This window comes from Denitrificimonas caeni DSM 24390, from assembly GCF_000421765.1.
GTDB lineage: Bacteria > Pseudomonadota > Gammaproteobacteria > Pseudomonadales > Pseudomonadaceae > Denitrificimonas > Denitrificimonas caeni.
Genome location: NZ_ATXQ01000006.1, coordinates 108555 through 134093 on the forward strand (window position 1 = coordinate 108555; position 25539 = coordinate 134093).

22 protein-coding genes, 1 tRNA gene and 1 pseudogene are annotated in these 25539 nt (G+C 48.7%); 9 read left to right on the forward strand and 15 right to left on the reverse strand.

Annotation, left to right across the window (positions count from 1 at the left end):
• Nucleotides 1–5: 5 nt before the first annotated feature.
• From H591_RS0110055 to H591_RS15230, 5 genes and pseudogenes are all read right to left on the reverse strand, one after another.
• A complete protein-coding gene (locus H591_RS0110055) occupies nt 6–1400 on the reverse strand; it encodes an efflux transporter outer membrane subunit (protein ID WP_022966826.1) in 1395 nt (464 codons plus the stop codon).
• The gene (locus tag H591_RS0110060) at nt 1384–4479 is read right to left on the reverse strand and encodes an efflux RND transporter permease subunit (protein ID WP_022966827.1); all 3096 of its coding nucleotides are present in this window, start codon (nt 4477–4479) and stop codon (nt 1384–1386) included. The genes H591_RS0110055 and H591_RS0110060 overlap by 17 nt, the downstream gene beginning before the upstream one ends.
• A complete protein-coding gene (locus H591_RS0110065) occupies nt 4476–7547 on the reverse strand; it encodes an MdtB/MuxB family multidrug efflux RND transporter permease subunit (RefSeq protein WP_022966828.1) in 3072 nt (1023 codons plus the stop codon). Before H591_RS0110065 ends, H591_RS0110060 begins: the two co-directional genes overlap by 4 nt.
• Entirely contained in the window at nt 7544–8815 is a 1272-nt protein-coding gene (locus H591_RS15225; protein WP_022966829.1) for an efflux RND transporter periplasmic adaptor subunit, read from the reverse strand. Before H591_RS15225 ends, H591_RS0110065 begins: the two co-directional genes overlap by 4 nt.
• 171 nt (nt 8816–8986) lie before the next feature.
• Nucleotides 8987–9451, reverse strand: a pseudogene (locus H591_RS15230) (GGDEF domain-containing protein); the annotation flags it as partial.
• Between the two features lie 86 nt (nt 9452–9537).
• Between H591_RS15230 and H591_RS0110080 the strand changes: the two are divergent.
• Nucleotides 9538–10095, forward strand: coding sequence for a hypothetical protein (locus H591_RS0110080; protein ID WP_022966831.1), 558 nt, complete (start codon nt 9538–9540; stop codon nt 10093–10095).
• A gap of 328 nt (nt 10096–10423) precedes the next feature.
• Here H591_RS0110080 and tpx read toward each other — a convergent pair whose 3' ends face one another.
• The 5 genes from tpx to H591_RS0110110 form a co-directional block, all read right to left on the reverse strand.
• A complete protein-coding gene (gene tpx / locus H591_RS0110090; protein WP_022966833.1) occupies nt 10424–10924 on the reverse strand; it encodes a thiol peroxidase in 501 nt (166 codons plus the stop codon).
• 180 nt (nt 10925–11104) lie between these two features.
• Complete coding sequence (locus tag H591_RS0110095) at nt 11105–11686, reverse strand: DJ-1/PfpI family protein (RefSeq protein ID WP_022966834.1); 582 nt, start codon at nt 11684–11686, stop codon at nt 11105–11107.
• A 179-nt stretch (nt 11687–11865) separates the two neighbouring features.
• Complete coding sequence (locus tag H591_RS0110100; RefSeq protein ID WP_022966835.1) at nt 11866–12789, reverse strand: ChaN family lipoprotein; 924 nt, start codon at nt 12787–12789, stop codon at nt 11866–11868.
• A gap of 117 nt (nt 12790–12906) precedes the next feature.
• Entirely contained in the window at nt 12907–14331 is a 1425-nt protein-coding gene (locus tag H591_RS0110105) for a Cu(+)/Ag(+) sensor histidine kinase (protein ID WP_022966836.1), read from the reverse strand.
• 3 nt (nt 14332–14334) lie between these two features.
• Nucleotides 14335–15018 (reverse strand): heavy metal response regulator transcription factor, encoded by a 684-nt coding sequence (locus H591_RS0110110; protein ID WP_022966837.1) that lies wholly within the window; start codon nt 15016–15018, stop codon nt 14335–14337.
• A gap of 283 nt (nt 15019–15301) precedes the next feature.
• Here H591_RS0110110 and H591_RS0110115 point away from each other — a divergent pair, with 283 nt between their 5' ends.
• Both H591_RS0110115 and H591_RS0110120 read left to right on the forward strand, forming a co-directional pair.
• Nucleotides 15302–15799, forward strand: coding sequence for a cupredoxin domain-containing protein (locus tag H591_RS0110115; protein WP_022966838.1), 498 nt, complete (start codon nt 15302–15304; stop codon nt 15797–15799).
• 129 nt (nt 15800–15928) lie between these two features.
• Nucleotides 15929–16405 carry a c-type cytochrome gene (locus H591_RS0110120; RefSeq protein ID WP_022966839.1) on the forward strand — a complete coding sequence of 159 codons (477 nt, stop codon included), beginning with the start codon at nt 15929–15931 and terminating at the stop codon, nt 16403–16405.
• 117 nt (nt 16406–16522) lie between these two features.
• Here H591_RS0110120 and H591_RS15235 read toward each other — a convergent pair whose 3' ends face one another.
• Nucleotides 16523–16777 carry a GNAT family N-acetyltransferase gene (locus H591_RS15235; RefSeq protein WP_022966840.1) on the reverse strand — a complete coding sequence of 85 codons (255 nt, stop codon included), beginning with the start codon at nt 16775–16777 and terminating at the stop codon, nt 16523–16525.
• Between the two features lie 61 nt (nt 16778–16838).
• Between H591_RS15235 and H591_RS15240 the strand changes: the two genes are divergently transcribed.
• Nucleotides 16839–17690 carry a phosphatase PAP2 family protein gene (locus H591_RS15240; RefSeq protein WP_051145833.1) on the forward strand — a complete coding sequence of 284 codons (852 nt, stop codon included), beginning with the start codon at nt 16839–16841 and terminating at the stop codon, nt 17688–17690.
• 19 nt (nt 17691–17709) lie between these two features.
• Nucleotides 17710–18000: a PACE efflux transporter gene (locus tag H591_RS15245; protein ID WP_169337558.1), complete on the forward strand. Its 291-nt coding sequence runs from the start codon at nt 17710–17712 to the stop codon at nt 17998–18000.
• Here H591_RS15245 and H591_RS0110140 read toward each other — a convergent pair.
• Nucleotides 17997–18857, reverse strand: coding sequence for an alpha/beta hydrolase family protein (locus H591_RS0110140; protein ID WP_022966843.1), 861 nt, complete (start codon nt 18855–18857; stop codon nt 17997–17999). The genes H591_RS15245 and H591_RS0110140 overlap by 4 nt on opposite strands.
• Before the next feature lie 94 nt (nt 18858–18951).
• Between H591_RS0110140 and H591_RS0110145 the strand changes: the two genes are divergently transcribed.
• Nucleotides 18952–19317 carry a MerR family transcriptional regulator gene (locus H591_RS0110145; protein ID WP_028244343.1) on the forward strand — a complete coding sequence of 122 codons (366 nt, stop codon included), beginning with the start codon at nt 18952–18954 and terminating at the stop codon, nt 19315–19317.
• An 18-nt stretch (nt 19318–19335) separates the two neighbouring features.
• Nucleotides 19336–19599, forward strand: a complete 264-nt coding sequence (locus H591_RS16310) for an NnrS family protein (protein WP_022966845.1) — start codon at nt 19336–19338, stop codon at nt 19597–19599.
• A gap of 117 nt (nt 19600–19716) precedes the next feature.
• Here H591_RS16310 and H591_RS0110155 read toward each other — a convergent pair.
• Together H591_RS0110155 and H591_RS0110160 are read right to left on the reverse strand one after the other, a co-directional pair.
• Nucleotides 19717–19793 (reverse strand) — tRNA-Met (locus H591_RS0110155).
• 75 nt (nt 19794–19868) lie between these two features.
• A complete protein-coding gene (locus tag H591_RS0110160) occupies nt 19869–21341 on the reverse strand; it encodes a carbon starvation CstA family protein (protein ID WP_022966846.1) in 1473 nt (490 codons plus the stop codon).
• 276 nt (nt 21342–21617) lie between these two features.
• On the opposite strand from H591_RS0110160, the gene H591_RS15730 reads away from it, so the two are divergent.
• The gene (locus H591_RS15730) at nt 21618–23207 is read left to right on the forward strand and encodes a response regulator (protein ID WP_022966847.1); all 1590 of its coding nucleotides are present in this window, start codon (nt 21618–21620) and stop codon (nt 23205–23207) included.
• Nucleotides 23201–23902 (forward strand): sensor histidine kinase, encoded by a 702-nt coding sequence (locus H591_RS0110170; RefSeq protein WP_022966848.1) that lies wholly within the window; start codon nt 23201–23203, stop codon nt 23900–23902. The genes H591_RS15730 and H591_RS0110170 overlap by 7 nt, the downstream gene beginning before the upstream one ends.
• A gap of 124 nt (nt 23903–24026) precedes the next feature.
• On the opposite strand, the gene H591_RS15255 is transcribed toward H591_RS0110170, so the two are convergent.
• Nucleotides 24027–25442, reverse strand: a complete 1416-nt coding sequence (locus tag H591_RS15255; protein WP_022966849.1) for a hypothetical protein — start codon at nt 25440–25442, stop codon at nt 24027–24029.
• Between the last annotated feature and the right edge of the window lie 97 nt (nt 25443–25539).

Here is a 25539-nt window from a genome sequence, read left to right on the forward strand (position 1 = left end):
ATGCCTCACTGCTCGCCTGTTTCCATCTGCCAACCACCACCCAGTGCGCTGATCAATTGCACACTGGCGGTCAGTTGCGTACCGAGTAAATTCAACAAGGTACGTTCGCTATTTAATGCGATGGTTTGTGCGCTGGTGACTGCAAGATAATCCACCATTCCGGCTTGATATTGGTTTTCAGTTAAACGCAAGGTGTCTTGCGAAGCGGCCAGCGCCTCACGCTGCACAACAATCTCTTCGGCTAAGACATTCAGTTGCACCAAAGCATCTTCCACCTCACCAATAGCCTGCAAGGTCGTCTGACGATAACGCGCCACTTGCTGGTCATAACGCGCTTCTGCTTGTTCAACCTTAGAACGGCGCAAACCCGCATCAAACAAGGTCATAGCAAACTGAGGGCCGATCGACCAAAAGCGATTGGGCATGCTAATCCAGTCGGCCAAATTACTGCCGCGATAGCCGCCGCTTGCACTCAAAGTTAAATCAGGAAAATAGGCGGTCTCAGCCACACCAATCTCCGCATTGGCCGCCATCACTTGCCGTTCGGCTGCGGCAATATCAGGACGGCGCTCCAGCAGCGCTGAAGGCACATCCATGGGTAACACAGGTAACTGAGGTAAAGTCTCAACCCTGGCAACTTGCACGGCATTGGGCGTGCTACCCACCAGCACAGCAATCGCATGCTCATAACGGGCACGCTGCCAATCCAAATCCAAACGCTGGGCTTGCGTGTTTTTCAGTTGTGTGAGCGCCTGGCTGACATCAGCACGGGTCACCACACCGGCTTTATAGCGGTTTTCAGTCAGCTGCAATGAGCGCTGATAGGCTTTCACTGTGGCATCGAGCAAGCGCATTTGCTCATCAATCACCCGCAACTGCAGATAGTTCTGCACCAACTCCGATTGCTGACTTAGGCGTACACCGGCCCATTCTGCCGCACTGGCCTGTGCATTGGCTTCACTGGCTTCAACTTGGCGACGCACCTGCCCCCAAATATCCAATTGCCAGCTTAAACCCAAGGCGACCTCGTTGCTTTTATTAACGCCTTGATCATTACCAGTGCGCGACGTTCCCACCTGGCCTGTAGCGTTTGGATATAAGGCAGAACGACTACCGCCTACCAGCGCCCGCGCCTCACGCCACGCCGCTTCTGCCGCACGCAGGTTTTGGTTGGAAGCCTCTAACTGTTTGAGTAAATCAGCCAAGGTGGCATCCTGATACAGTGACCACCAGGCCACCGCGCTCGATAACTCAGCTGGCTGCGCCACTTTCCAGCCGGGCGTGTGGCGAAACTCAAGCGGCACGCTGCTGTCTGGACGCTGATAATCAGGCCCCAGCACACAGCCACTTAACACCACACTGGCCAGAGTAAAGACACTGAGCTTAACGATCGGTTTCATGGGCTACTTCCATCGAGGTTGGCGTTTTTTTACGCCGAACACGGGCGCTTAAACGATCAAAAAACAAATACACAGCCGGCGTGCTGTACAAGGTTAACAGTTGGCTCAGCAGTAAACCGCCAACAATCGCCAGCCCCAACGGCTGACGCGCCTCTGAACCTTCAGCACTACTGATCAAGAGTGGTACAGCACCGAGAATAGCCGCCATAGTGGTCATCATAATCGGACGAAAACGCTGCGCACAGGCCTGCTGAATCGCTTGCTCAGCGCTCATTTTCATCTCGCGCTGTAACTGCAAGGCCAGATCAATCATTAAAATGGCGTTCTTTTTCACCACACCAATCAGCAAAAACAACCCCAGCAGTGAAATTAAACTGAATTCACCACCGGTCAACTGAATCGCCAATAAAGCCCCAACACCGGCCGAGGGCAAAGTCGAGAGAATGGTCAGTGGATGAATATAGCTTTCATACAAAATACCCAAAACCAAATACACAATAGCAATCGAAGCCAACAACATTAAGCCTTGCGCACCTTGGCTTTGCTGGAAAACTCCAGCTGTACCGCCTAAACGCCCTTGCACTTCATTGGGCAAATTAATCTTCGCCATGGCCTTTTCAATGGCCTGACTGGCTTGTTCTAAACTCACTCCGGGCGCTAAGGAGAAACCAATACTTTCCACCGCAAACTGGCCATCATGCTGCACACGGTCTTGCTGCAAGCTCGATTCCCACCGGGTAAAAGCGGATAAGGGAACCCTCTGGCCATCAGCGGTAATCACCTGAACTTGCTCCAATACCTGTGGCGAACCGACAAACTTGGGGTCAATTTCCAACACCACGCTGTATTGGTTCAGGCTTTCATAAATGGTAGAGACCTGACGCTGACTAAAGGCGTTATTGAGCAGTGAAGTGACCATCGCCATATCGACCCCCAGCCGCGCGGCAGTGGCGCGATCCACTTCCAGAGTCACCTGCTGTGCCCCCCGGCCTTCTTTACTGTCGATATCGACCAATTCCGGCAAGGCTTTTAAGGCATCACGCACTTTAGGCTGCCAGACACGTAAATCATCCAAATCGCTGGCCAGCAGCACATATTCGTTGTCGGTGCTGCCACCTTCACGGCGACCAACGTTGAGGTCCTGATCAGGCATTAGAAACAGCCGTGAGCCTGCCACGGGAGGGATTTGGCCACGCAAGCGATCGACAATTTCTTGCGCAGAGTTTTTGCGCTGCGCAATGGGTTTGAGACGCACAATTAAAAAGGCATTGCTGCCGCCGCCAATAAATCCGGCCACGGTTTGCACGTCTTTATCTTGCAATAGCGCCTGACGATAGACTTCCATTTTCGGCTGCATGGTGTGATAGGACAAACCATCATCGCTGCGGATAAAGCCCATCAACTGTCCGGTATCTTGTTGCGGCATAAAGGTTTTCGGCACGGCAATAAACAGCCAAACATTCGCGCCAATGGTCAGCAACAAGCCCAATAACATCCAGCGTTGATAATTTAAGGTCCAAGCCAATGAGAGTTGATAACCTGCGGCAACCCGTAAACCAAAGCGTTGAATGAGGTTGGTTTTTTTCTGCTCATCGGCAACGCTCGGTCGTAGCCAGCGTGCGCAGAGCATCGGCGTTAAGGTTAAAGACACCAGTAACGAAATTAAAATCGCCACGGTTAGAGTAATGGAAAACTCACGAAATAAGCGTTCAATCAAGCCGCCCATAAACAAGATCGAAACAAACACCACCACCAACGACAGGTTCATCGACAGCAAGGTAAAACCTACTTCACGAGAACCATCAATCGCTGCCTGCAATGGTTTTTTGCCGTTATTGATATGCCGAGCAATGTTTTCCAACACCACAATGGCGTCATCCACTACCAAGCCTGTGGCAATAATCAACGCCATCAATGACAGGTTATTTAGCGAGAAATCCAGCATATACATGGCAGCAAAACTACCAATCAAGGATACAGGTACCGCCAACGCTGGAATAATCGCTGCACGCCAATGCCCTAAAAATAGCATCACCACAGCAATCACCAAGGCCGTGGCAATCAGCAGTGAACGCTCGGCCTCATGCAAGGTGGCGCGAATCACCGAAGAGCGATCCATCGCCACTTCAAGCTTAGCGCTGGCCGGTAACACCGCTTGCAGCGCCGGCAACTCTGCCTGAATGGCTTCAATAGTGGCAATAATATTGGCGCTGGCTTGGCGGTTGATCACCAGTAACACCGCATCTTCATCGTTGAAAAAACCACTGTTATAGCGGTTCTCCACGCTATCACTGACCGTTGCCACATCGCGTAAACGCAGGGCTGCGCCATCGTAATAGCGGATGATCAGTGGTGCATAATCCTCAGCCTTGTGCAGTTGATCATTGCCCTGAATTTGCCAGTGGCGATTGCCCTGCTCCAGTTGACCTTTAGGCTTTTGCTGATTGGCATTGGCAATGGTCTGACGCACATCATCTAAAGCAATACCGTACTGCTCTAAACGCCGAGGCTCCAGTTCGACGCGCACTGCCGGTAACGAGCTGCCACCAATTTGCACCTCGCCGACGCCCCGCACTTGCGAAAGCTTTTGTGCCACGATGCTTTCCGCTAAGTCATACATTTGGCCTTTTTCCAGCACTTCACTGGTTAAAGCCAAGACCATAATCGGCGCTTGGGTCGGATTGACTTTGCGATAGGTCGGCATACTGCGCATGCCGCTGGGCAGCAACTCATGCGCCGCATTAATCGCTGCTTGCACTTCGCGCGCGGCGGCATTGATATCATGGCCCAAATCAAACTGGATCATAATTCGCGTGCTGCCCTGGGCGCTGCGGCTACTCATTTGACTGATACCGGCAATACTACCCAACGAGCGCTCCAGCGGCGTTGCCACAGTAGCCGCCATCACTTGTGGACTGGCACCGGGCAAGCTGGCTTGCACGGTAATCATCGGAAAATCCATGTCCGGCAAAGGTGCCACTGGCAACAGTCGAAAGCCGAGAATACCGAGCAAAATAATGGCCACGCTCAGCAGCATCGTGGCCACTGGACGCTGAATAAAAGGTGCCGACAGATTCACGACTCAGCGTCCAACTTAAAACGTGCTTTAGTGCGCGCACTTAAGCGATCGAAGAACAAGTAGATGACTGGCGTGGTGAACAAGGTCAACACTTGGCTGAGCAGTAAACCACCGACCATCACCAAACCGAGCGGCTGACGTAACTCTGCCCCTGAGCCGCTGGCAAACATCAACGGCAAAGCCGCAAACAGCGCTGCCAAGGTGGTCATCAGAATCGGGCGGAAACGTAATAGTGCTGCTTGGAAAATCGCCTCTTCTGGACTGAGCCCTTGATGACGTTCAGCATCCAAAGCAAAGTCGATCATCATAATCGCGTTTTTCTTCACGATACCGATCAGCAAAATAATGCCGATAATGGCAATCAAACTCAGGTCGTTACCGGTGATAAACAGCGCGAGCAAGGCTCCAATCGCCGCTGACGGTAAGGTTGAAAGAATCGTCAGCGGATGGATATAGCTTTCATAGAGCACGCCAAGCACCAGATACATGGTCACCACGGCAGCGAGAATCAGCAGCAGTGTGCTGGACAACGACGCTCGAAAGGCTGCAGCTGCACCTTGGAAGTTGCTTTGAATCGACGCTGGCATGGCTAAATCCAACTCGGTTTGCTCAATCAGCTCCACCGCCTCACCCAGCGAGACGCCTTCGGCCAGATTAAACGACACTGTCACCGCCGGAAATTGACCGATGTGATTGAGCAACAAGGCTGCAGATCTTTCTTCGACTTTAACTAAGCTGGCCAAACGTATGGCTTGGCCATCAGCGCCAGGCACGTGCACATCATGCAAAGCCGCCATGGCATCATCGGGATTACTGATACTTTCCAACACCACACGGTATTGACTGGTCTGAGTAAAAATCGTCGAGATTTGGCGCTGGCCAAAAGCGTCGTACAACGCATCGGTCAAAGTGGCGATGCTGATGCCTAAACGTCCGGCTAAATCACGGTCGATATTCAAGTAGTACTGCAAACCGTTGGCCTGTAAATCGCTGGCCACATCACGCAGTTGCGGCAAGCTTTGCAGTTTCGCCACCAGTTTTGGTACCCAGGCATGCAGTTCTTGTTCATCGGCTGACTCAAGGCTGAACTGAAACTGAGTACGACTGACGCGATCTTCAATACTCAGATCTTGCACCGGCTGCATAAACAGCTGAATGCCCAGCACCTTGTCCAACTCTGGACGCAGGCGATTAATCACCTCGGCGGCAGACACATCACGCTGGGCAAAAGGCTTGAGATTAATCAGCATACGACCGGTATTGAGCGTGGGGTTATCACCATCCACACCAATTTGTGAGGACACACTCTGCACCGCTTCATCTTGCAATAACACCGCACTTAAACGCTGTTGACGCTCACTCATCGCAGCGAATGAAATGCTTTGTGGTGCTTCTGAAATGCCTTGAATCACCCCTGTGTCTTGCTCGGGAAAAAAGCCTTTGGGCACCCACATCCACAGCAAGGCAGTCAGCACAAAAGTGCCCACGGCAAACCACAGCGTCAGCAGCTGATGCTGTAATACCCAGCGCAGACCATTGGCGTAATGATCAATGGTACGACTCAGCCAATCGTCTTTTTTCTCTTCTTTGCCTGGACGCAATAAACGCGCGCACATCATCGGCGTTAACGTCAGAGAAATCACCAGTGAGATAAGAATAGCCACCGCCAAGGTGATGGCAAACTCACGAAACAAGCGCCCTACCACATCGGCCATAAACAACAGTGGAATCAATACGGCGATCAACGAGAAGGTTAACGATACCAAGGTAAAGCTGATTTGCTTTGCGCCCTTGAGCGCCGCATTCATCGGCGTTTCGCCCAGTTCAATATGCCGCGCAATGTTTTCCAACATGACAATGGCGTCATCGACAACAAAGCCGGTGGCAATGGTTAACGCCATCAAGGTGAGGTTATTTAACGAAAAGCCAAATAAGTACATCACCGCAAAGGTGCCGATCAGCGACAAAGGCACCACAATCGACGGAATTAAGGTGGCCGTCATACGTTTCAAGAATAAAAACGTCACCAACACCACCAAGACCACTGCCAACATCAACTCAAATTGCACATCGCTGACTGCAGCGCGAATGGTTTGTGTGCGATCGGTGAGCACACTGACTTCAAGACTGGCCGGTAACGTAGCAATAATACTGGGCAATAACGCCTCAACGTTTTCCACCACTTCAATCACGTTGGCACCGGGTTGGCGCTGGATATTCAGCAATACCGCTTGATTGAGATCAGCCCAAGCGGCTAAGCGATTGTTTTCTGCGCCTTCAATGATTTGTGCCACATCAGCCAGTTTAAGAACGCGACCATCGTTATGAGCAATAATCAGCTCAGCGTAATCCTCTGCCGAGCGTAGCTGATCATTGGCATCCAGTTGGGTGATGCGTGACGGTCCATCAATGCTGCCCTTGGGCTGATTGACGTTCGAGCGGGTAATCATGCTACGCACATCGGCCAAGGTTAAACCCGCTGCGGCTAAGGCTTGCGGGTTGGCACGAATCCGTACAGCCGGGCGCTGACCGCCACCGACACTGACCAAGCCGACCCCGCTGATCTGCGCAATTTTTTGCGCCATGCGCGTATCGACTAAGTCATTGACCTGCGGCAGCGGCACACTCTTAGAAGTAATAGCGAGCGTCAGCACCGGGCTATCAGCCGGATTAACTTTGTTATAGACAGGTGGCGCTGGCAAGTCATTAGGCAACAGATTGGTGGCGGCATTAATCGCGGCTTGCACCTCTTGTTCAGCCACATCCAGTTCAATGTCTAAACTAAAGCGCAGGCTGATCACCGAAGCGCCGCCGGAACTGGTGGATGACATCTGCGCCAAACCTGGCATCTGGCCAAACTGACGTTCAAGCGGTGCTGTGACGGCACTGTTCATCACTTGTGGACTGGCACCAGGGTACAAGGTCAGCACGCGAATGGTCGGATAATCCACCTGCGGTAACGCCGCCACTGGCAATAATCGGTAGGCCAAAGCGCCCATTAAAAAGATTGCCAGCATCAACAGCGTGGTGGCGACCGGACGCTGAATAAAAATCCGTGAGACGTTCATTCTGTTGGCTTCTGCTGAGGCTGCTTGCCTGTGCCTCGGGTTGTTTGCTCAGTATCCGTCACTGGCTGCACACCCAACTCAGTAGAAACAGCAGGCTCGCTAGCAGCAGGTGCAACCCGCTCCACTTTACTACCACTGCGCAAGCGATCAACACCCTCCACTACCACCCAATCGCCGGCCGCTAAGCCAGAGCGCAACATGCTAGACGTGCCATCGCTGGTGATAATTTCAATCGGTTGGATCACTACAGTATCGTCGTCTTTAATCTGCCAAACAAAACGGCCATTGGCACCAAACTGGATGGCATCTGCTGGTAATAACAACGCCTGCTCATGCACAGTGACCTGCAAATGCACATTAACAAACTGATTGGGAAACAAGACTTGCTGAGGATTATCAAAGCGCGCCTTCAAGCGCACACTGCCAGTGGTGACATCGACCTGGTTATCAATGCTGTCCAAGACACCTTCGGCCAATAACTCAGTTTCATCGCGGTTCCATGCTTGCACTTTTAGTGGCTGCTCTTGCCGATAGGCCTGTAACACGGCCTGCAACTCATGCTCAGGAATAGTGAAATTGACCGCGATCGGATTATCTTGGGTGATGTTGACCAACTCAGTAGTCGCCGCTGACACATAGTTACCGGCATCCACCGCGCGCAAACCTAAACGCCCTGAAATCGGCGCGGTAATCTGTGTGTGCTCAACGTCTAAACGGGCCGCATCGCGTTGTGCCTCGCGCACTTTTAGCGTGCCCTTATATTGCGCAACTATGGCTTGTTGCTGCTCAAGGGTTTGTCTGGCGACTGAGTCTTCTTTAAAGAGGCCTTGATAGCGCTTGAGATCTAACTCCGCACTGGCCAACTGCGCACGGGTTTCTTGTAAAGCACCTTCGGCCTGTAATAACGCGGCCTGAAAATTGCGCGGATCAATTTGCGCCAGCAAAGTGCCCTGATCAACGAACTGCCCTTCGTCAAATAACACTTTATCCAGCTCACCACTGACTTGACTGGTGACACTCACTGCATTCCAAGGCGTTACCGTACCCAAGGCTCGCAGTTGCACGGCAAAACGATCTAGGCGCACTTGCTGTGCATTGACTGGCACAGCACCCATAAAACTACCGCCCATCCGCGGGCCGCGCTCAGTTTTCTCCGTGCTGTTTTGCGACCACCACCATGCACCCGCGCCTGCTAAGCACACAGCCAGTACGGCAATCACAAACTTTTTTGAGGATTTTTTCGTAGTACGGGTCGATAAATCAGGCATATCAATTAATCACAGTCCTTGGGAGCATGAAAGATAGCAGCCTTCGGCCTGCTTGGCAGCGTCTTTACCATCAATTTACTTTAGTTTGCGGTCTTCTCGCGAAGACCTGTCGGGTAAAATAAATATTTACTGAAGTAGAGCTGGCGAGGTCTGCGTTTTTTAAGCAGAATTTCAGCTTTCTTCGTAACACGCCTCAGCTAAAAGAACACCACAAACACGATTACGCCCTTCATTTTTAGCACGATAAAGCTGCATATCAGCTTGTTTTAATAACTCAGCAACACTGCACTTCGAGCCTTGCGAAGTTGCGACGCCAACACTGACAGTGATCGGTTGTGGTTTCACTTCTGCGTTATCCAAATGCAAAGCTATCACCGCCAGACGAATCTCTTCGGCAACCTGTAGCGCACCAGACAAATCAGTATCGGGCAAAATACACACGAACTCCTCACCACCATAACGTGCAGCTAAATCATTCGGCCGAGACATGATTGTATTCAACGCAGCAGCTATTTTTTGTAAATACACATCACCAATGGCATGCCCATAGTGATCATTGATGCTTTTAAAAAGATCAATGTCCACCATCAACACTGCTAGAGTTGAACTCCTACGCTGATAGCATGCATGCTTTAGATCAAAACAACGACGTTTAACTAGCTGAGCAAGCCAAGTACCGGCACAGTGGCCATAGTTGCATAAGAAAGATTAGTGAGACTTTTATGAAAAACAGATATTTAGAAGAATATAAGCCAGATCCTTTAGGTATTTCAGCTGGAGAGATCTTATTAATTATTCTGTTTGCCTTATTGGTATGGCTGATTCCTGTTGATTGGCTGAATACGTCAATTGGTAAGATTGCATTCATAATACCGTCAAGAATAAACCCTCTACTTTATGATGTGTCTATCTCTCTTGCCAAAAATAAAGAATACTTTATTCATTGTCATGTTATTGCGTTTTGGACTCTTGTTCCTTGGCTTCCTTTTTTTATTTTGGGAAGACAAAAAAATATTGCTCTTTATGCTGATTACTTTAAGAGGCGTAGCCTGTTGTTCGGCGGTCGATTTTTTTACTTGATAGCTTTGTATGGATTTTTTATTGGGCTTCCATACTTAATTGCTAATGAGAAGCTTTTTAGTGGTGGCTTTTCGATTCATGAAGATGCTGAGTCTGTATTTGCAGCGATGTTTGGTATAACTCAAGCAGTTGTTTTCATGATAACTTTTTTAATTCTGTACCCTTTCTCTATAAAAACGGGTCTTAAAAATAAATTGTGATATTAATAATAAAGACTTTCTTGACGATATGTCTCGTACGGTATTTGCGGAGCATCCGTTTCGCTATATTAGTTGCGTATTTAGCTATAAAAAAGTTCGTTACAAAGGCTTGATAAAAATACATAACCATGTGTACCTGCATACGGGACTAACCTTCTTTATAATAGATAGGAAAAAATGTGCATGCACCACGCCTCAAAAAGTATTAGGAAATAACCAAGCGCTCTTCTATGTATTGATTTCTATACCGCTATACGGCTGTTTAAAAAATGCGGGATAAATGTACTGCGGTACAGATGAAGCACTTCCATACCGCAGCCATAGGATTTTAACCTAACACGTCTAAAGCGGCATCATAATTTGGTTCATCACCAATTTCAGCGACAAGCTCGCTGTACAGCACTTTATCATTTTCATCTAAAACGATAACTGCACGCGCGCCCAAGCCAGCCAATGGGCCTTCAGCGATATCAACACCGTAAGCTTGGAAAAAATCAGGGTCACGCATGGTCGACAACATCAGTACGCGGTCTAAACCTTCAGCACCGCAAAAACGCGCTTGAGCAAACGGCAAGTCGGCAGAAATGCACAGCACACGCGTATTTTTTATGCCTGAAGCTTTTTCATTGAATTTACGTACTGACGTCGCACAGGTTGGCGTGTCAATACTTGGGAAAATATTCACAACTTTACGAAAGCCGCTCAGACTCGACAAAGTCACCTCATCGAGCGTGCTGTTCACAAGGCTGAATCCAGGAGCTTGCTCGCCTTGTTGTGGAAAATGGCCATCAATACGTACAGGTGTACCTTTAAAATTAACCGTAGTCATTTATATTTCCTTTGCATGATTAAGACAAAATTCAATCAGTCGCTTTACTAAACCATTCTACGTGGAGTCATATAATGATGCGACAACTGCTGCTTGCCGGCATGGCCTGATAAAGCAATTACTCTAAGCGCACCATTAACACACAGGCACTGCACTCAATACAGCGCCTGTGCAGTCATCTTACAAAGTGATTTTAGTGCCCAGCAGCATCAAGAAACCGGCTAACCAAGTTGGGTGTGCAGGCCAAGCTGGAGCAGTGACTAAATTGCCTTCAAGGTGCGCGCCCGTCACGTCCAGTTCAACATAGTGACCACCGGCCATCTCTACATCAGGACCACAGGCTGGATAGGCAGCACATTCACGGTCATCCAAAATACCAGCAGCGGCTAACAATTGAGGGCCGTGGCACACTGCAGCAATTGGCTTATCAGCCTGATCGAAGGCTTGCACGAGTTCAAGTACCGTGGCATTTAAACGCAAGTACTCTGGTGAGCGGCCGCCTGGTACAACCAAACCGTCGTAATCCTCTGCTTTAACCTCGTCAAAATCGAAGTTCAAGACAAAATTGTGGCCCGGCTTTTCGCTGTAAGTTTGATCGCCTTCAAAGTCATGAATCGCGGTACGAACAAACTCACCGGCTTTTTTACCTGGGCATACGGCATGCACGGTATGGCCGACCATCTGTAACGCCTGAAATGGCACCATGACTTCGTAATCTTCTACGTAATCGCCCACTAACATCAGAATCTTTTTCGCAGCCATGAGGCACTCCTACAATGAATAAATATGACGCACTAGATTACACGCATAAAGGTGACCTAGAAATGACAAGGTAAAGCTTCTTGTTCAATAAAAACCACTCAGGCTATAGCAGCCTTGAGTGGTTTTTATCAGAACACTCTGAACTTCAAGTATGAATGAGCTCATAGCTCAACGCAGTTCTATAGCTCAGCGCAATAATCTTTCGCTTCAACCGCTGGGGTATACCAAACAAAATCCGCACTACCCGCCTCAACATCCTGATCGGCTTCGGCAAAAATCAATACACGCTGCTGGTTGGCAACAGGGGCTTGCAAGTCACGAATATGCAAAGGAACACCTAAGTCGTAACGCACATGATAAGCACCCGCGATCAACAATGCAGGGCGCGGTGCATCCAGCAGAACTGTTGCCATGCTGCGATCGCGTTGTTGCTGCACAGCTAACATCGCAGGCAACTGTGTTTCTGGCAGCTTATTACAATGCGACTCGCGGATCTGCTCAGATAAACGCAGGGTTACATCCTCTCGGGTGGACTCAGTTCCGATCAGCTCTGGCGGATTACGATAAATAGCCATTAATCCCTCACGGTTTAAATTTGCGCCCAGCAACGGGTATGTCTGCTGAACAAGGTGCGTAACAAGTTCATCATACTGTTGCCAGTCCCAACCTTTGTGCCAATTGAGTGCGGCGGGCAAATCTTCCGGCATCGAGCCTGCGCGCAACTGGCTCTGCACTTGATTGATAGCCTCTTGCTGCGTGACCGCAAGCATCTCCATTACCACACTGCCCTGTGTACGCCGTGCCTCTAAGGCCTGTAGCAGCCATAACTGCAAGGCGTGGTGATCCGCGTTATCATGCTTTTCACCCAACAAAACTAGGGGTGCCTCAGCTAATTCAGTCAGTAATTGACTCAAGGCGATGGTTGCACCGCTGCGCAAGTCAATGATATAGCCCACACGTGGATTATCGCGTTCACGTGGACTTTGCCATTCGGGTAAAGGCTGCCCTGTTACCACTGTAATGGGCACAGCAGCCGCCTGCTGTTTAGGCATAAGCTGACAGGCACTGAGCAAAGCAAACACAGCAAATAAAAACCAACGCATTTCATACCTCTATCATTTACAAACTCAAGTGAACAATCATACCGACCGAAATGGATGACACCTTATTCAATCTAACGGATAAGCGCTATTGAAGTTGGGTGTGATGCGCTCGCTTCACTACTTTATCGATGCATCCTCATAAGCTTTTGGAAGCTCAATCGTGAAAATCATCTGACCCTCTTCACTCTTTGCACAAATACCGCCGCCATGTGCATCAATGATGGATTTCACAATGGCTAAACCTAAACCTGCGCCATGACCGGTGCGTTGGCGTGACGGATCGGCGCGGTAAAAACGATCAAACAGCTTTGGTAGGTGCTCAGGACTGACGTTCAAGCCTGGATTTTCTACCTGGATCATCACCCTATTATTCAAGCCAAGCGCCCACGTAACGCTGACCGTCTGACCCGCAGCGGTATAACCAATGGCATTGGATAAAAGATTACTCAGAGCGCGGCGGATCATTAGTCTATCGCCCTGAATAAACACAGCCGGCCCTGTGCAGACTAATGAAACTTGGCGCTCTTCAGCCCATGCTTCAAAGTAATCAAACAGCATCTGCACTTCAGTGGCTAAGTTGACGCTAACCCGCTCTGCTTGCAGTTGATGATTATCCGCCTGCGCCAAAAACAGCATATCGCCGACCATTTTGGCCATACGCTCATACTCTTCGAGGTTTGAGTACAAAATTTCTCGGTACTGCTCAATGTCACGCGATTGCGAAAGAGCAACTTCAGTTTGGGTTCTTAGGTTAGTGATCGGGGTGCGCAACTCATGGGCGATGTCTGCAGAGAAATTTGAGAGCCTGGAGAAGCCTTCTTCAATCCGATCAAGCATGTCGTTAAAAGAGACAGCAAGCTCGGTTAACTCCACCGGAACAGTGTTGGGCGCAAGCCGAATCGACAGATGGTCAGATTTGATCCGACGAATTTCAGCGCTGATACGACGCAATGGCGCATGCCCTTGATAGACCGCAAACCATGTTGCCAAAATAGCAATCAGGCAAGCAGCCAAAGTCATCAGTCGCAAATAAACACGAAAGCTGTACAAATAGTGCAAGTGAAAATCAATGTCTGTCGCGACTGTGAGGGTTAATGTGTCACTGCTCAGCCCATTCGCCGATTCAAGTTGTACAACAGCTCCTCGATAGCTTCGCTCTTTAGCACGCCAGATCTGCACCGTCTCGATAGATATAGCGTCTGTCGCACTCATTTCCTGCTCAAAACCAGCAAACTCAGCAGCAGAAGATGCATAAATCAGCTGACCATTGGCGCTAGACAACTTAAATTGAGCATTGTGATGACCTGCAAGCACACCCGCTAAGCGCTGGGCAAGATATTGCTCGGCAGGATCTGGCTGAGTCTCTGCTAGCGCTTGTGTTACAGCGTCCACTACGGCATTCAGTTCATCCACATCTTGCTGGACAAAATGCCTGTCAATTGAGCGTTCAACGGCATAACCAAAACCCAGCAACACCAGAGTAATCACCGCACCGATGGATAGCGTCAGACGCAAGGCTAGCGATATGGAGCGAAACGTCACTGATCAGCCCTCACTATTGAGATCAAGCATATAGCCCATACCACGCACGGTATGAATCAGCTTAGGCTCGAAATCATCGTCAATTTTTGCGCGTAGCCGGCGAATCGCCACATCAATCACGTTGGTATCGCTGTCAAAATTCATGTCCCAAACCTGCGAAGCAATCAATGAGCGAGGCAATACCTCGCCTTGACGGCGCACCAGCAACTCCAGCAGGGCAAATTCTTTATTGGTCAGGTTGATACGCACATCATGACGCTGCGCGCGACGCCGAGGAATGTCCAAGACAAGATCAGCCACCTGCAATTGGTCCTGAAATGCTGGGACGATCCCACGGCGCAGCAAGGTGCGAACGCGTGCGAGCAATTCTGAAAAAGCAAAAGGCTTAATCAAATAATCGTCGGCACCGAGTTCTAAGCCTTTAACTCGATCTTCGACGCTGTCGCGAGCGGTCAAGAACAACACTGGAGTGGTCGATTTCGCCTCACGCAGGGCTTGAACAATGCGCCAACCATCGACATCGGGCAGCATTACGTCCAACACAATAAGATCATAATGCTCGGTTAGCGCAAGGTGGTGACCATCTAAGCCGGTGCGTGCCAAGTCAACGATAAAGCCCGCTTCGCTTAAGCCTTGGCGCACATACTCACCCGTTTTTATTTCGTCTTCAACCACCAGCAGTTTCATAACATCGCCTTAGGGTTTGCGTATTTCTCACCTAGGCGCACACGCGCTTAAGCCGTTCGGATCACGTTAACAAGCACTCTACTGCTCGCATGATGTCATAAGCATGACCGGATCATTACAGAAATGTAATCTGCTCGTCACCTGCCCGTCACCCGCACTTGTTTACAGTAGCTCCAACACACTAAAGCACACCCTGCCTGAGCCAGGCCTGTGCCGCTGGCGATAAAAGTCCGATCCGGTCTTTAGCCAAAGTTATTTAATATTTACTTATGCAGAGCACATCATGATTAAGAAAACTGTAGCAATACTTGCCCTAAGTACTTTACCCGTATTGGGGTTCGCGGCTGGTGATCATTCTGGCGGTCACCACATGCCTGAGCATGACATGGCTTCGATGTCGCAAGCAGCCTCTTTCTACGGCCAACCTGGCAAACAAGATCAAGTAAGCCGCAGCATCGAAGTGGAAATGGACGATAACATGCGTTTTACCCCGAGTGAAATCGAAGTTAAAGCCGGTGAAACCATCAAGTTCGTCATTATAAACAAAGGCAAGATTGCCCATGAAATGGTCATCGGCTCGCTAGACGAACTCAAGGAACATGCCGCTGAGATGCTGGCGATGCCGAATATGCAGCACAGCGAACCGAACATGATTACTCTGGAAGCAGGCCAGCGCGGTGAGCTAATCTGGCAGTTTGCTGAAGCGACAATGGTAGATTTTGCCTGCTTAATTCCAGGCCACACTGAAGCCGGTATGGTTGGAAAAATTCATGTTGAATAACATCCATTAAGACAGCAGCGCTCTAACACTTCGAGCCTGCCGAGACTCAGCAAACAACATCTACAGCCGCCGCAATTGCAATTGCACCTACTACAGCATTAAGGCGGCCACTTCGTAAGGATCAATGCATTGACCCGTACTACCAAGAAAACTGCGGTCATTATCGCCGCGCTCACGCTCTTAGCGGCTGCAACGGCTTTATTGATCTATGGTCCGTCGCTCAGTTCACAATCAAGCTATATTGACCCAGCCGATAAATCACTGGTGGCCAGTGGCAAGCCCATTTATCTAACGCACTGTGCGTCTTGTCACGGCGCTAACTTAGAAGGTCAAGCAGATTGGCGAATACGTAAGAGCAATGGACGCCTACCAGCACCACCGCATGATGAGTCAGGCCATACTTGGCATCACGCTGATAGCGTATTGATGGAGATTACTCGCAATGGTCTAGTACCCGGCGTGACAGCACCTGAAGGCTATGTCAGCGATATGCCGGCTTACAGTAAGCTGCTCAACGATCACCAAATCCGAGCGGTGCTCGCCTATATCAAAAGTTCTTGGCCTAAACAGGCGCGAGATCGACAGAAACAGATTACTCAGCAGTAGCAAAACTGGGGTTGCGTCGGAGTGGCTTAGATGTTGGCGGAATAATTGGTTTTTTGTGCGATTGCGCATGTATAGCTTGAGCAATTGTTGTCACAGAGTCGGCTGCAATACAGACATCTAACTAAACAACTGGCCGACGGTTTTCATCGGTAAAAACATACGCACTCGCCCGCCCTGCTCACACAGCACCTGAAATCCAAACTTCTGATAGAAGCCTTGAGCTGAGTCTGTTAAGCAGTCAACAACGATCGCGTAGGCTCGCATGTGCGCATTCACAGCCCACAAGTACTCCAGCGCTTTAATCAAGCTCACTTTACCAAGACCGTTGCCATGAAACTCTTTATGGACAGCTAGCTGTGTCAGTAAAAACACAGGGATGGGATAGTGAGGTAGTTTTTTAGTGGTAAGTCTATTTGCAGCAGCAGGATGGGCAGTGGCTTACCTACTACCGGGCTGGATGGTCGGTGCAGCGCTTGAACTGCAACCACCAGAGCATTTTTGGCAGCAAACAGCATGGGTCGTCAGTGGTGTTGCTGGCTGTGCAGTGATCAGCAGTTTCGCCTGCTTGCGGGGCTGGCGCACAGCCAGCGTCGCCAGCGCTTTCGTATCGGGTTTGACCCTTGTTATTTTAATGTTGAACTGGTCATCTTTAGCGGTATTTGACCAATACCTGCATGATCTTAGCCAATTGCTTCGCAGCGACTGGCTTGATCAAGCCATGGTTGTAGTAACACGCTTGGGTGATTTTTCCACGCAAATCACTGTGAGCTTTATCCTCTGTGCCCTATTGCTGTTGTTTAAACAGTACCAAGCCCTGTTTTTCACCTGCAGCACGCTGATAACCACCGCCGTGAGTAATTACCTGCTCAAGCATTACTTCGAGAGAGCACGCCCATCAATTCTACTGGAACCGCTACAAAGCTTTAGTTTCCCAAGCGGCCACAGCGCCTCTGGCTTTGCTTTTTTTCTAGTGCTTGGCGTGCTGGCCAGTCGCCAACAGCCGCAGCGCTGGCGAATTATTTGGCTATTAGCCGCTTTCCTTCCCGCCTCTAGTATTGCTTTATCTAGAGTTTATTTAACTGCACACTGGCCTACCGACATCTTAGCTGGCGCGCTATTGGCCAGTTTAGTTTGCTCTGTCAGTCTTGCGATAACACAAACCAAGCACCCTATTGCGACCTTATCAAAGCGCCACTGGCAGATCATCCTACCTGTGCTCTTGGTTTCTTTTACTGTGTTAGTAAGCTGGAACCTGAGCATAGCCTTGCAACTGTATGCGTATTAAAAATAAAGGGATAGCAGTGGTGTGGAACTACATTTTTAACAGTTTGTTTGAATGGTGGGAAAGCACCCGTAATTATCCCGAACGCACCGTGGCAATTCGTATTGCCCATGTCAGCTTATTTGAGTTGGGACTGATGCTGCTGACCATTCCGTTGTACATGTGGTGGTATCAGGTAGGGCCACTGCGTGCGTTAGTTATGGAAGCCACCATTCTAATTTTCTTCTTGTTCTATACTTTTATCTTCACCTGGGGCTTTGATTTAGTATTTGCACTGCCAGAAAGACAAGAGGAGCAAGCGCTAGAAAGCTAGCGCTGCTGAAACTCTTGTAGCTGCTGCAAAATATCCTGCCAAATGTGATGATTAGCCTTTCTAAAATAGCCAAAGTGGCCGATTGCTCGTTTGGGGCTGCTGGCTGCATCGTAGCTTTTAAAGCTAATGCCATGTTGACTGTGGATATGTTTCCAGAGGTTTTCGGTGTTTTTCGGGGTGGAGATTTCATCATCCGAAGCAGTAATAACATGCACCGGAAATCCCAGTTGTTGATAGATACTATTAGGCACCGCCTCAGCGTAGTATTTAGGCGAGAAAAACATACTGTCTTCTTTGCACCAGTTGCCCCACTCAATTGCCATCTGGCTGGGCAAGTCTTCCATTAACTTGAGTTTTTTCGCCGGAACATAGCCACATAAGCGCACGCTAAGCGGTACGATGACTCTAAAAAATAAGTTAGCTTGCAAGCGATAACCTAAGGGCATATGCGGCATATGACCCGCTGAGACCGCCACCGCAACTAATCCAGCTAATTGTTGGCTGGCTTCGGTAAAGCCAATTTGCTGACCGCCTGCGCTGTGGCCAATGCAATATAGCGGTAGCTCAGGAAACAGAGCCTTCGCCTGATTAATCGCCGCTGGAATATCGTAGTTACCAATATCAGCATAACGATAGGAGCTATGTTTGATGCTGCCGGTGCGTGATTCGCGGCAACCACGGTAATTCCACAGCAACACATGGTAGCCCTGCTCGGCTAAAAACTGCGCAAAAGGCAGATAAAATGAGGTCTTAGTCGCGGTACCAGGGTTAATTAGGACAACAGCTTTAGCAGCTTTGGCCTCAATCAGCTGCCCAGCTAAAGACACCTGATCGGTTGTTGTAAATTGTATTTTCATGGTGTTTTGCTCAAAAAATGACTATTCAAATGCATCTAGTCTTACTATGCTAAACCTTGGAGCGTACTCCAAGGTCAAGCGCAAGAGGAATTCCATGCAAATTAAACAAGTTGTTGAAAAAACTGGCTTAAGCCGCGATACCATTCGTTTCTATGAGCAGCAAGGGCTAATCGCTGAGCCAAAGCGCGCAGATAATGGCTATCGGCATTACGATGAGTCGGTGATTTTGCATTTAAATATGATCAATCAGGCTAAAGATTTAGGCTTTACCTTAAAAGAGATCAAGCAATTGGTGCAGCTGTTGTATTCACGTGAACTAACCCAAGTGCAGATGCAGCGGCAATTGCAAATAAAGCGCGAAGAAATTAATCGTAAACTCAGTGAGCTGGAAAGTATTCGTCAGCAAATTGATTTAGCCTTAGCCGGCTTATGTAAGTATCGCGAACAGTTAAAGGCGTAACTGCCTTATAGGATGCCCATGCAGATCACCGGTCGTCAGCAAGGATTAACCATTACCCCTATTTGGCGTTTAGCCTTTCGGCCATTTTTTCTATTTGGCATGGGCTTTGCCGCATTAGCCGTGCCTTTATGGGTGTTAGCGCTCAATGGTTATCTGGTCGATTTTGCGCCGGCTAGCGGGTGGCTTAATTGGCATCAGCACGAGCTGATTTTTGGGTTTGCAGAGAATCCTAGGGCATCAAGATATAAAGATGACTATGCGCTACTCACACTTCTCACCTGAGCATTTAGATACGGTTTTGAGTCTCTCGCCGTTAGCACAATCAGGGCACACCTTAGGCACAATCTAGGCACAAGGCAAAAAAAAGGGGCTAGCATTTCTGCTAACCCCTAATAAATTTGGTGGCTACACCGGGATTTGAACCTGGGACATCAGCATTATGAATGCTGCGCTCTAACCAACTGAGCTATGTAGCCTTGGATGGCGCGCATTATTCGCGGATTCAGCCATCATGTCAAGCGTTTGCTGACAAAATAGCTGAATATCCCTCCTTAAGCTTTAGCAACAGCCTTTCCCAAATGTTTCTGATGCTGCATCACTAATGCAATCAAGCAGACTATCGCAACTACAATGCCAATAGGCTTACTGTATTCCATCGGTAGATTCAAACCAATTCCAGCGGTTGCAATGTAGGACACGCTGATCGCGGTACCAATCACGGCAGGAATACTGGTGATCCAGTGGAAAGTGCCCCTATCAAACAAGTACTTGGTTGCAAGCCACAGCACGCTGGTTGAAAGCAGCATGTTGGAGAACGCAAAATAACGCCAGATCAGTGAGAAATCTAAAAACGTCATTAAATATCCGACACCCAGTAAAGGCACGGCCAAAGCAAGTCTGTTGGTCATTGTTTGCGAAATATTAAAGGCATCCATAATGGTTAAGCGTAGTGAGCGGAACGCTGTATCACCCGAAGTAATCGGGAAAATAGCCACAGCCAAAATGGCCATAATGCCGCCAAAGACGCCAAGGTAACTGGTGGCAATATGGTTCACCACTAAGCCTGGACCACCCTGAGCAAGCATCGCTTTTAAGCCGACATACCCTTCTGGGAAGGCAGCAATACCAGCCAATGCCCACACGCAAGCAACAATACCTTCACACATCATTGCGCCATAAAACACGGGACGCGCATATTTCTCATTGGTCAGACAACGAGCAATCATGGGTGATTGAGTTGAGTGGAAACCACTGATAGCACCACAGGTAATGGTCACAAACAGCAGCGGCCATACTGGCAAACCATCAGGATTAGGCTCTAATAATCCATGGTCATGGCTACCGTGAAAGTAAGAGAAAATATCATTCACTTCAGCTAAGTGCGGTGCATTAAACAATAATGCAACCGCAACCGCAGAGGTCATCACAATCATTAACAAACCAAAGAACGGATAAAGTTTGGTAATGATTTTGTCAATCGGCAGCAATGTCGCGAAGAAGTAGTAAGCAAGAATCACCAGCACCCAAAAGGTGTTACCCGCTAAAAAAGTGCCTTCAAAAAAAGACAAATTGCTCAGCAGCCCTGCTGGGCTCATGATGAAAACCACACCCACAAAAAACAGCAACATACAGGTGAACAGCAACATCACGCCTTTGAAGATCACGTTGTAATAGTGACCAGCAATCTCAGGCAAACTCTTGCCATCTTCTTTTAAGCTCATGACGCCAGAAAAGTAGTCATGCACCGCACCGCCAATCACGTTGCCAAGTACGATCCAGACCAAAGCAATCGGGCCATATATCGCACCCAAAATAGGACCAAAAATAGGGCCTACACCGGCAATATTCAAAAACTGAATTAAAAACGCTCTAGCTGGACTGATCGGAACGTAGTCAACACCATCATTCAAACGCTCCTGTGGGGTTATAGCTGTAGGATCTATGCCCGCTTGTTTTTCAACAAATGGGCTATAAAACTTATAGCCAAGGATAAGCAAGGTAAGGCTGATAAAAAATATGAGCATATAGCGAATTCCTGTTCATCTTAAGGGTTGAAAGCAAGGAAGTGACTTCACTCAGCTTTAGCAGCATTCTACCGATACAGCGAGCTACAAGTGCTATACCTTAGGCTAGTATTTACTAGTGAAGTCCAGATTTTATGACCTTGCATTGACAGGGATATGACTGACTTGTACAAGTGTCTATTTACCAGTTGCAGCTATCGTGCGTATCAAACAAATAACGATTAGACTGGGTTAAAGTAATTTATTAAGAATGTGCTCAATGGGATGCGCTGGACTATGATCGATTTCAGCAAAAAACGCTTTTTAGTGGTAGATGACTTCTCTGAATTTCGCAGTTCCATTCGAGGCATTCTGCGCTTACTCGGCGTACAGACAATAGACACTGCAGCAAATGGCAATGAAGTACTCGAACTGTGTCGACGTCACCGCTACGACGTTATTTTGCATGACTACAACCTTGGAGAAGGCCTCAATGGACAACAAGTCCTTGAGCAACTGCATGCAGAAAACCTGCTATCTCCGCACTGTATCTTTATTATGGTGACTGCTGAAAATACTCAAGCAATGGTTTTGGCAGCTCTTGAATGTGAGCCTGATGACTACTTAACCAAGCCTTTTAATAAAGTTGCGCTACAAACGCGCTTAGAACGTTTAGTTCGGCGCAAACAAGTTTTAGCGCCAGTGCTTAAAGCGCTCGAAGCCAATGATTCTATTGCTGTCTTAGATGCCTGCAAAACTATTGAACAAAAAGACCCAAGACATGCCGTCTTATGCCAACGGCACATGGCAAATGCGCTAGAAGATTTAGGTCGCTACCAGGCCCTTGAAGAGTTTCTCGAGCAGCTCGCGCGCAGCCGACCTACCGGCTGGAATCTCCAGGCTCTAGCCCGCTTGTGGCTACGTCAAGGTCGGTTAGATAAGGCAACTCGCCTGCTCACTGCAGCCGTACGTCAATTTCCCATGATGCCGGAGCTACGTGACATGCAAGCTGAACTCGCAGCTTTGCAAGATAATTTACCCAGCATGCTGGACGCCTTACAGCAGGCAGTCACCTTGTCGCCCAACACATTACGTCGCCAAATTAAGCTTGCTAGCCAAGCATGGCTCAATGGCGACACACCTGCCGCGATCCATGCTCTGCGCCAATGCTGGGAAATTGGCCGTTACTCAGCTACTTTCGATCCAGAGCTACTCTGGCAATTAGCATCAATGCTTACTCAAGTAGATGCCTCACAGAAGCTGCCAGACGAAGCACTGCATTGGCTTAGTATTTTAGATAAAAACTACCGACAAGCCGCGTTTATTCAACCTGCGCTTGCGGTATTACGTCTTGAAGAAAAACGTCGTAAAGGCACCAAAATCACTGCTGAAGAGCGCTCCGAATTATTCACAACACTGCAAGAGCATCTGCATGCTTATGCAGCAATCACATTGCTGCAACTGGGTGATTGGTTTGCCCTGTGGGAAGACCCAAGTACAGCAAAATCCTTATGGCTTTTTTGTGCGCAACGGCACGCTGGTAAAGCAGGTATGCTTGATCAGATAAGTATTAGACTGGACAGCTTCGACCCGCAACCGCTGCGCCAAGCTGTAGATCTAAGTCGTCAAGCTGCTGCACTGCACTTCCAAGAGCAAGGCGAGGAAGCACAAATACTGTTCGAACAAGCTCTATCGCAAGCACCGCAAATGATTGAACTGAACATGTCTGCTGCTCGCTTATTTATAGATCAACTGCATCATCAGCAAGCAAATGCCGACCAGCGTTTACATGACTGCTTGCAACGCATTGAGCAACTTTCAAAAATCGAGCCCGAGTCAATCGACTTCACTTATATGCAATCTTCTTTGGAGCTGAGTCCATGGTAAAGCACATTGATTTTTCTACCTTAATGGCTTCTACCGTGCATGATATGAAAAACGTCATTGCCGCAGTCAGTCACGCCTATGAGAGCTTATTAGCAGAAATGCCTGAAGCGCTGCAGCGCTCACCGCAAGCGCGTTTAATTGAGCAAGAAGCGCTACGTTTAGATGCCATGTTGATGCAATTATTGGGGCTTTATAAACTTGAGCATGGCCAACTGTTGTTGCAGTCAGTTTATTGTCCATTAGATGAATTGTTTGAGGACTTACACAATCGCCATCGTGAGTTACTCGAATATCGCAACATTGATTTACAGATAGAACTCGAAAGCCCTGATCTAGAGGGCTACTTTGACGTCAGCTTAATGGGAACTGTGTTGGATAACGCATTGGGTAACGCCATTAACTACTGTAAAAAAACCATTCATTTGACTGCTCAACGCCAAGAAAACGGCATTCTACTGTCAGTTAATGACGACGGTTCGGGCTATCCAGAAAGTTTATTAGGCACAGTGCGAAACAGCCAGTCGAGCAGCATTGATCGCAACAGCGGCAGCACAGGTTTAGGTCTGTATTTTGCAGCCAACATCATAGCAATGCACGACCAAGACGATCGCCCTGCGCGACTGCAGTTAAGCAATAACACGACCCTGCCTGGCGCTTGCATGAGCATTTGGCTGCCTTTACCCAGTTTGTTTTAAGCCAGCACTGAATCAAGCAAAACATCATAAGCAACCCAGCGGCCATCTATTTTTCTTAATGGATCAATGAAGAATTATAGATGGCGGTTGCGGTTAGGCCTCGCTACACATCAATCAGCCCCGCTTAAACAAACCCCACATACAAATAGCCGCCAAATCGGCCTCGATAAAAAACCTCTTTGCCTCGGTAGGTAAAACGCAATGTATCCTCAACACCGTGGCTGTTGTTCACTAAGGCCAGTTTATCGACACAAACGCGGCACACTGGAAGCGCAACACGAGGATCATCACTTTTCTTGTATTGCTGAAAGAAACTCAAACTATCACGCACGTTACGCTCAGGATCCGCAGCAAAAATACCGTATTTAGAGTCCAGTCTTTGTTCACAGATAGGACACATATACAGCTCGCTCGAATACTCTTGTTCCAGCGCCTTGATAAATGCTTCCTTCTCGATAATGTCATGCAGCAACGCTCGACGCTGCTCTACACTCAAGGGCTCAGGCTTAGCCTCAGGCACCACCACCTTTTCCGGCTCCGGTGGATAGATAACAGCCATGACCTCATCAGCCAGCTCTTTAACGCGCGGATTGGATTGGTAATAGCTAACAATCGTCACATCCAAATTAGTATCTTTATAGGCCAACAATGCCTTGCGGATGGCGCTTAAGATCCATTCTTCAGGGTTACCAAAAGCACCGCCGCCGAGCAAAGTCAAAAACACCTTGTTGCTGCCATAGCTATTGGCGTTATGCACAGCCGCAGCCAAAGTCGCCTCATAGGCCGCTTCAAGAATCAGCTTGGCGAAATCAGTCCAGAGTGCGCTTGGGTGCTGCGAATATGCGATGGGTAAAGCACTGCACAAGGCTTGGCTGACACGATGCTGGCAATTTTTGAGTGTCACTTCAGTATTGAGATGCAGACCAATACGCAACTGCCCTTTAAGTTGCTGCTTCTCTTCAAGGCTGGCGTCTTTCAAATGATCAGCGATTTCTGTCAGCCCTTGTCTTGAAGCAATCACATAGCCGTTTTTCATCTGCCACAAACGGTTATTTTGATTACCCAGCGCCTCACCTAAATCAGCGATGCAATTAATTTGACGCGTAACGCTCTGCCCTTGCTGACCATCAAGCTCAACAAGATAATTACGGTAGATAGTTGCCGCACCCGCAGCAATTGCACAGGCAGGCCCTTGCGTGCGGTCCTGTTGATAGATGCCAATGCCCTGCTCTGGTGAAACATTGGGCGACACCATTTCCAGCAAATTAAACTGCGACGCCACTTGAAACAACGCATCAGCATTTTCAGCTTGCGTGTGTAAATGCTGCACATCAGCCACCAGCTCGCGCACCTTTAATTTGCCATTGGTGTGCGGCTTAATAGTGCGTAACTGCTCAAGACTCGGCAGAGTTAAACGCCCAGCATTCCAGCAGCGCTTATTTACAGTTGAGCAAATACGTCCAGAATCAAATGATAGATTCGCCCTCACCTGCTCAGGCGACTGCTCGGCAAAACCTGTTAAATGCTCAAACCAATCCATGTCGTATTCCTCTGTAAATGGGAAAGTCGCGTGCCGTCATCAGCAGCTCAGCTGTGTATGTTTAGCTCTGAAGTTTGTCCGCTAATCATTAGTCTTT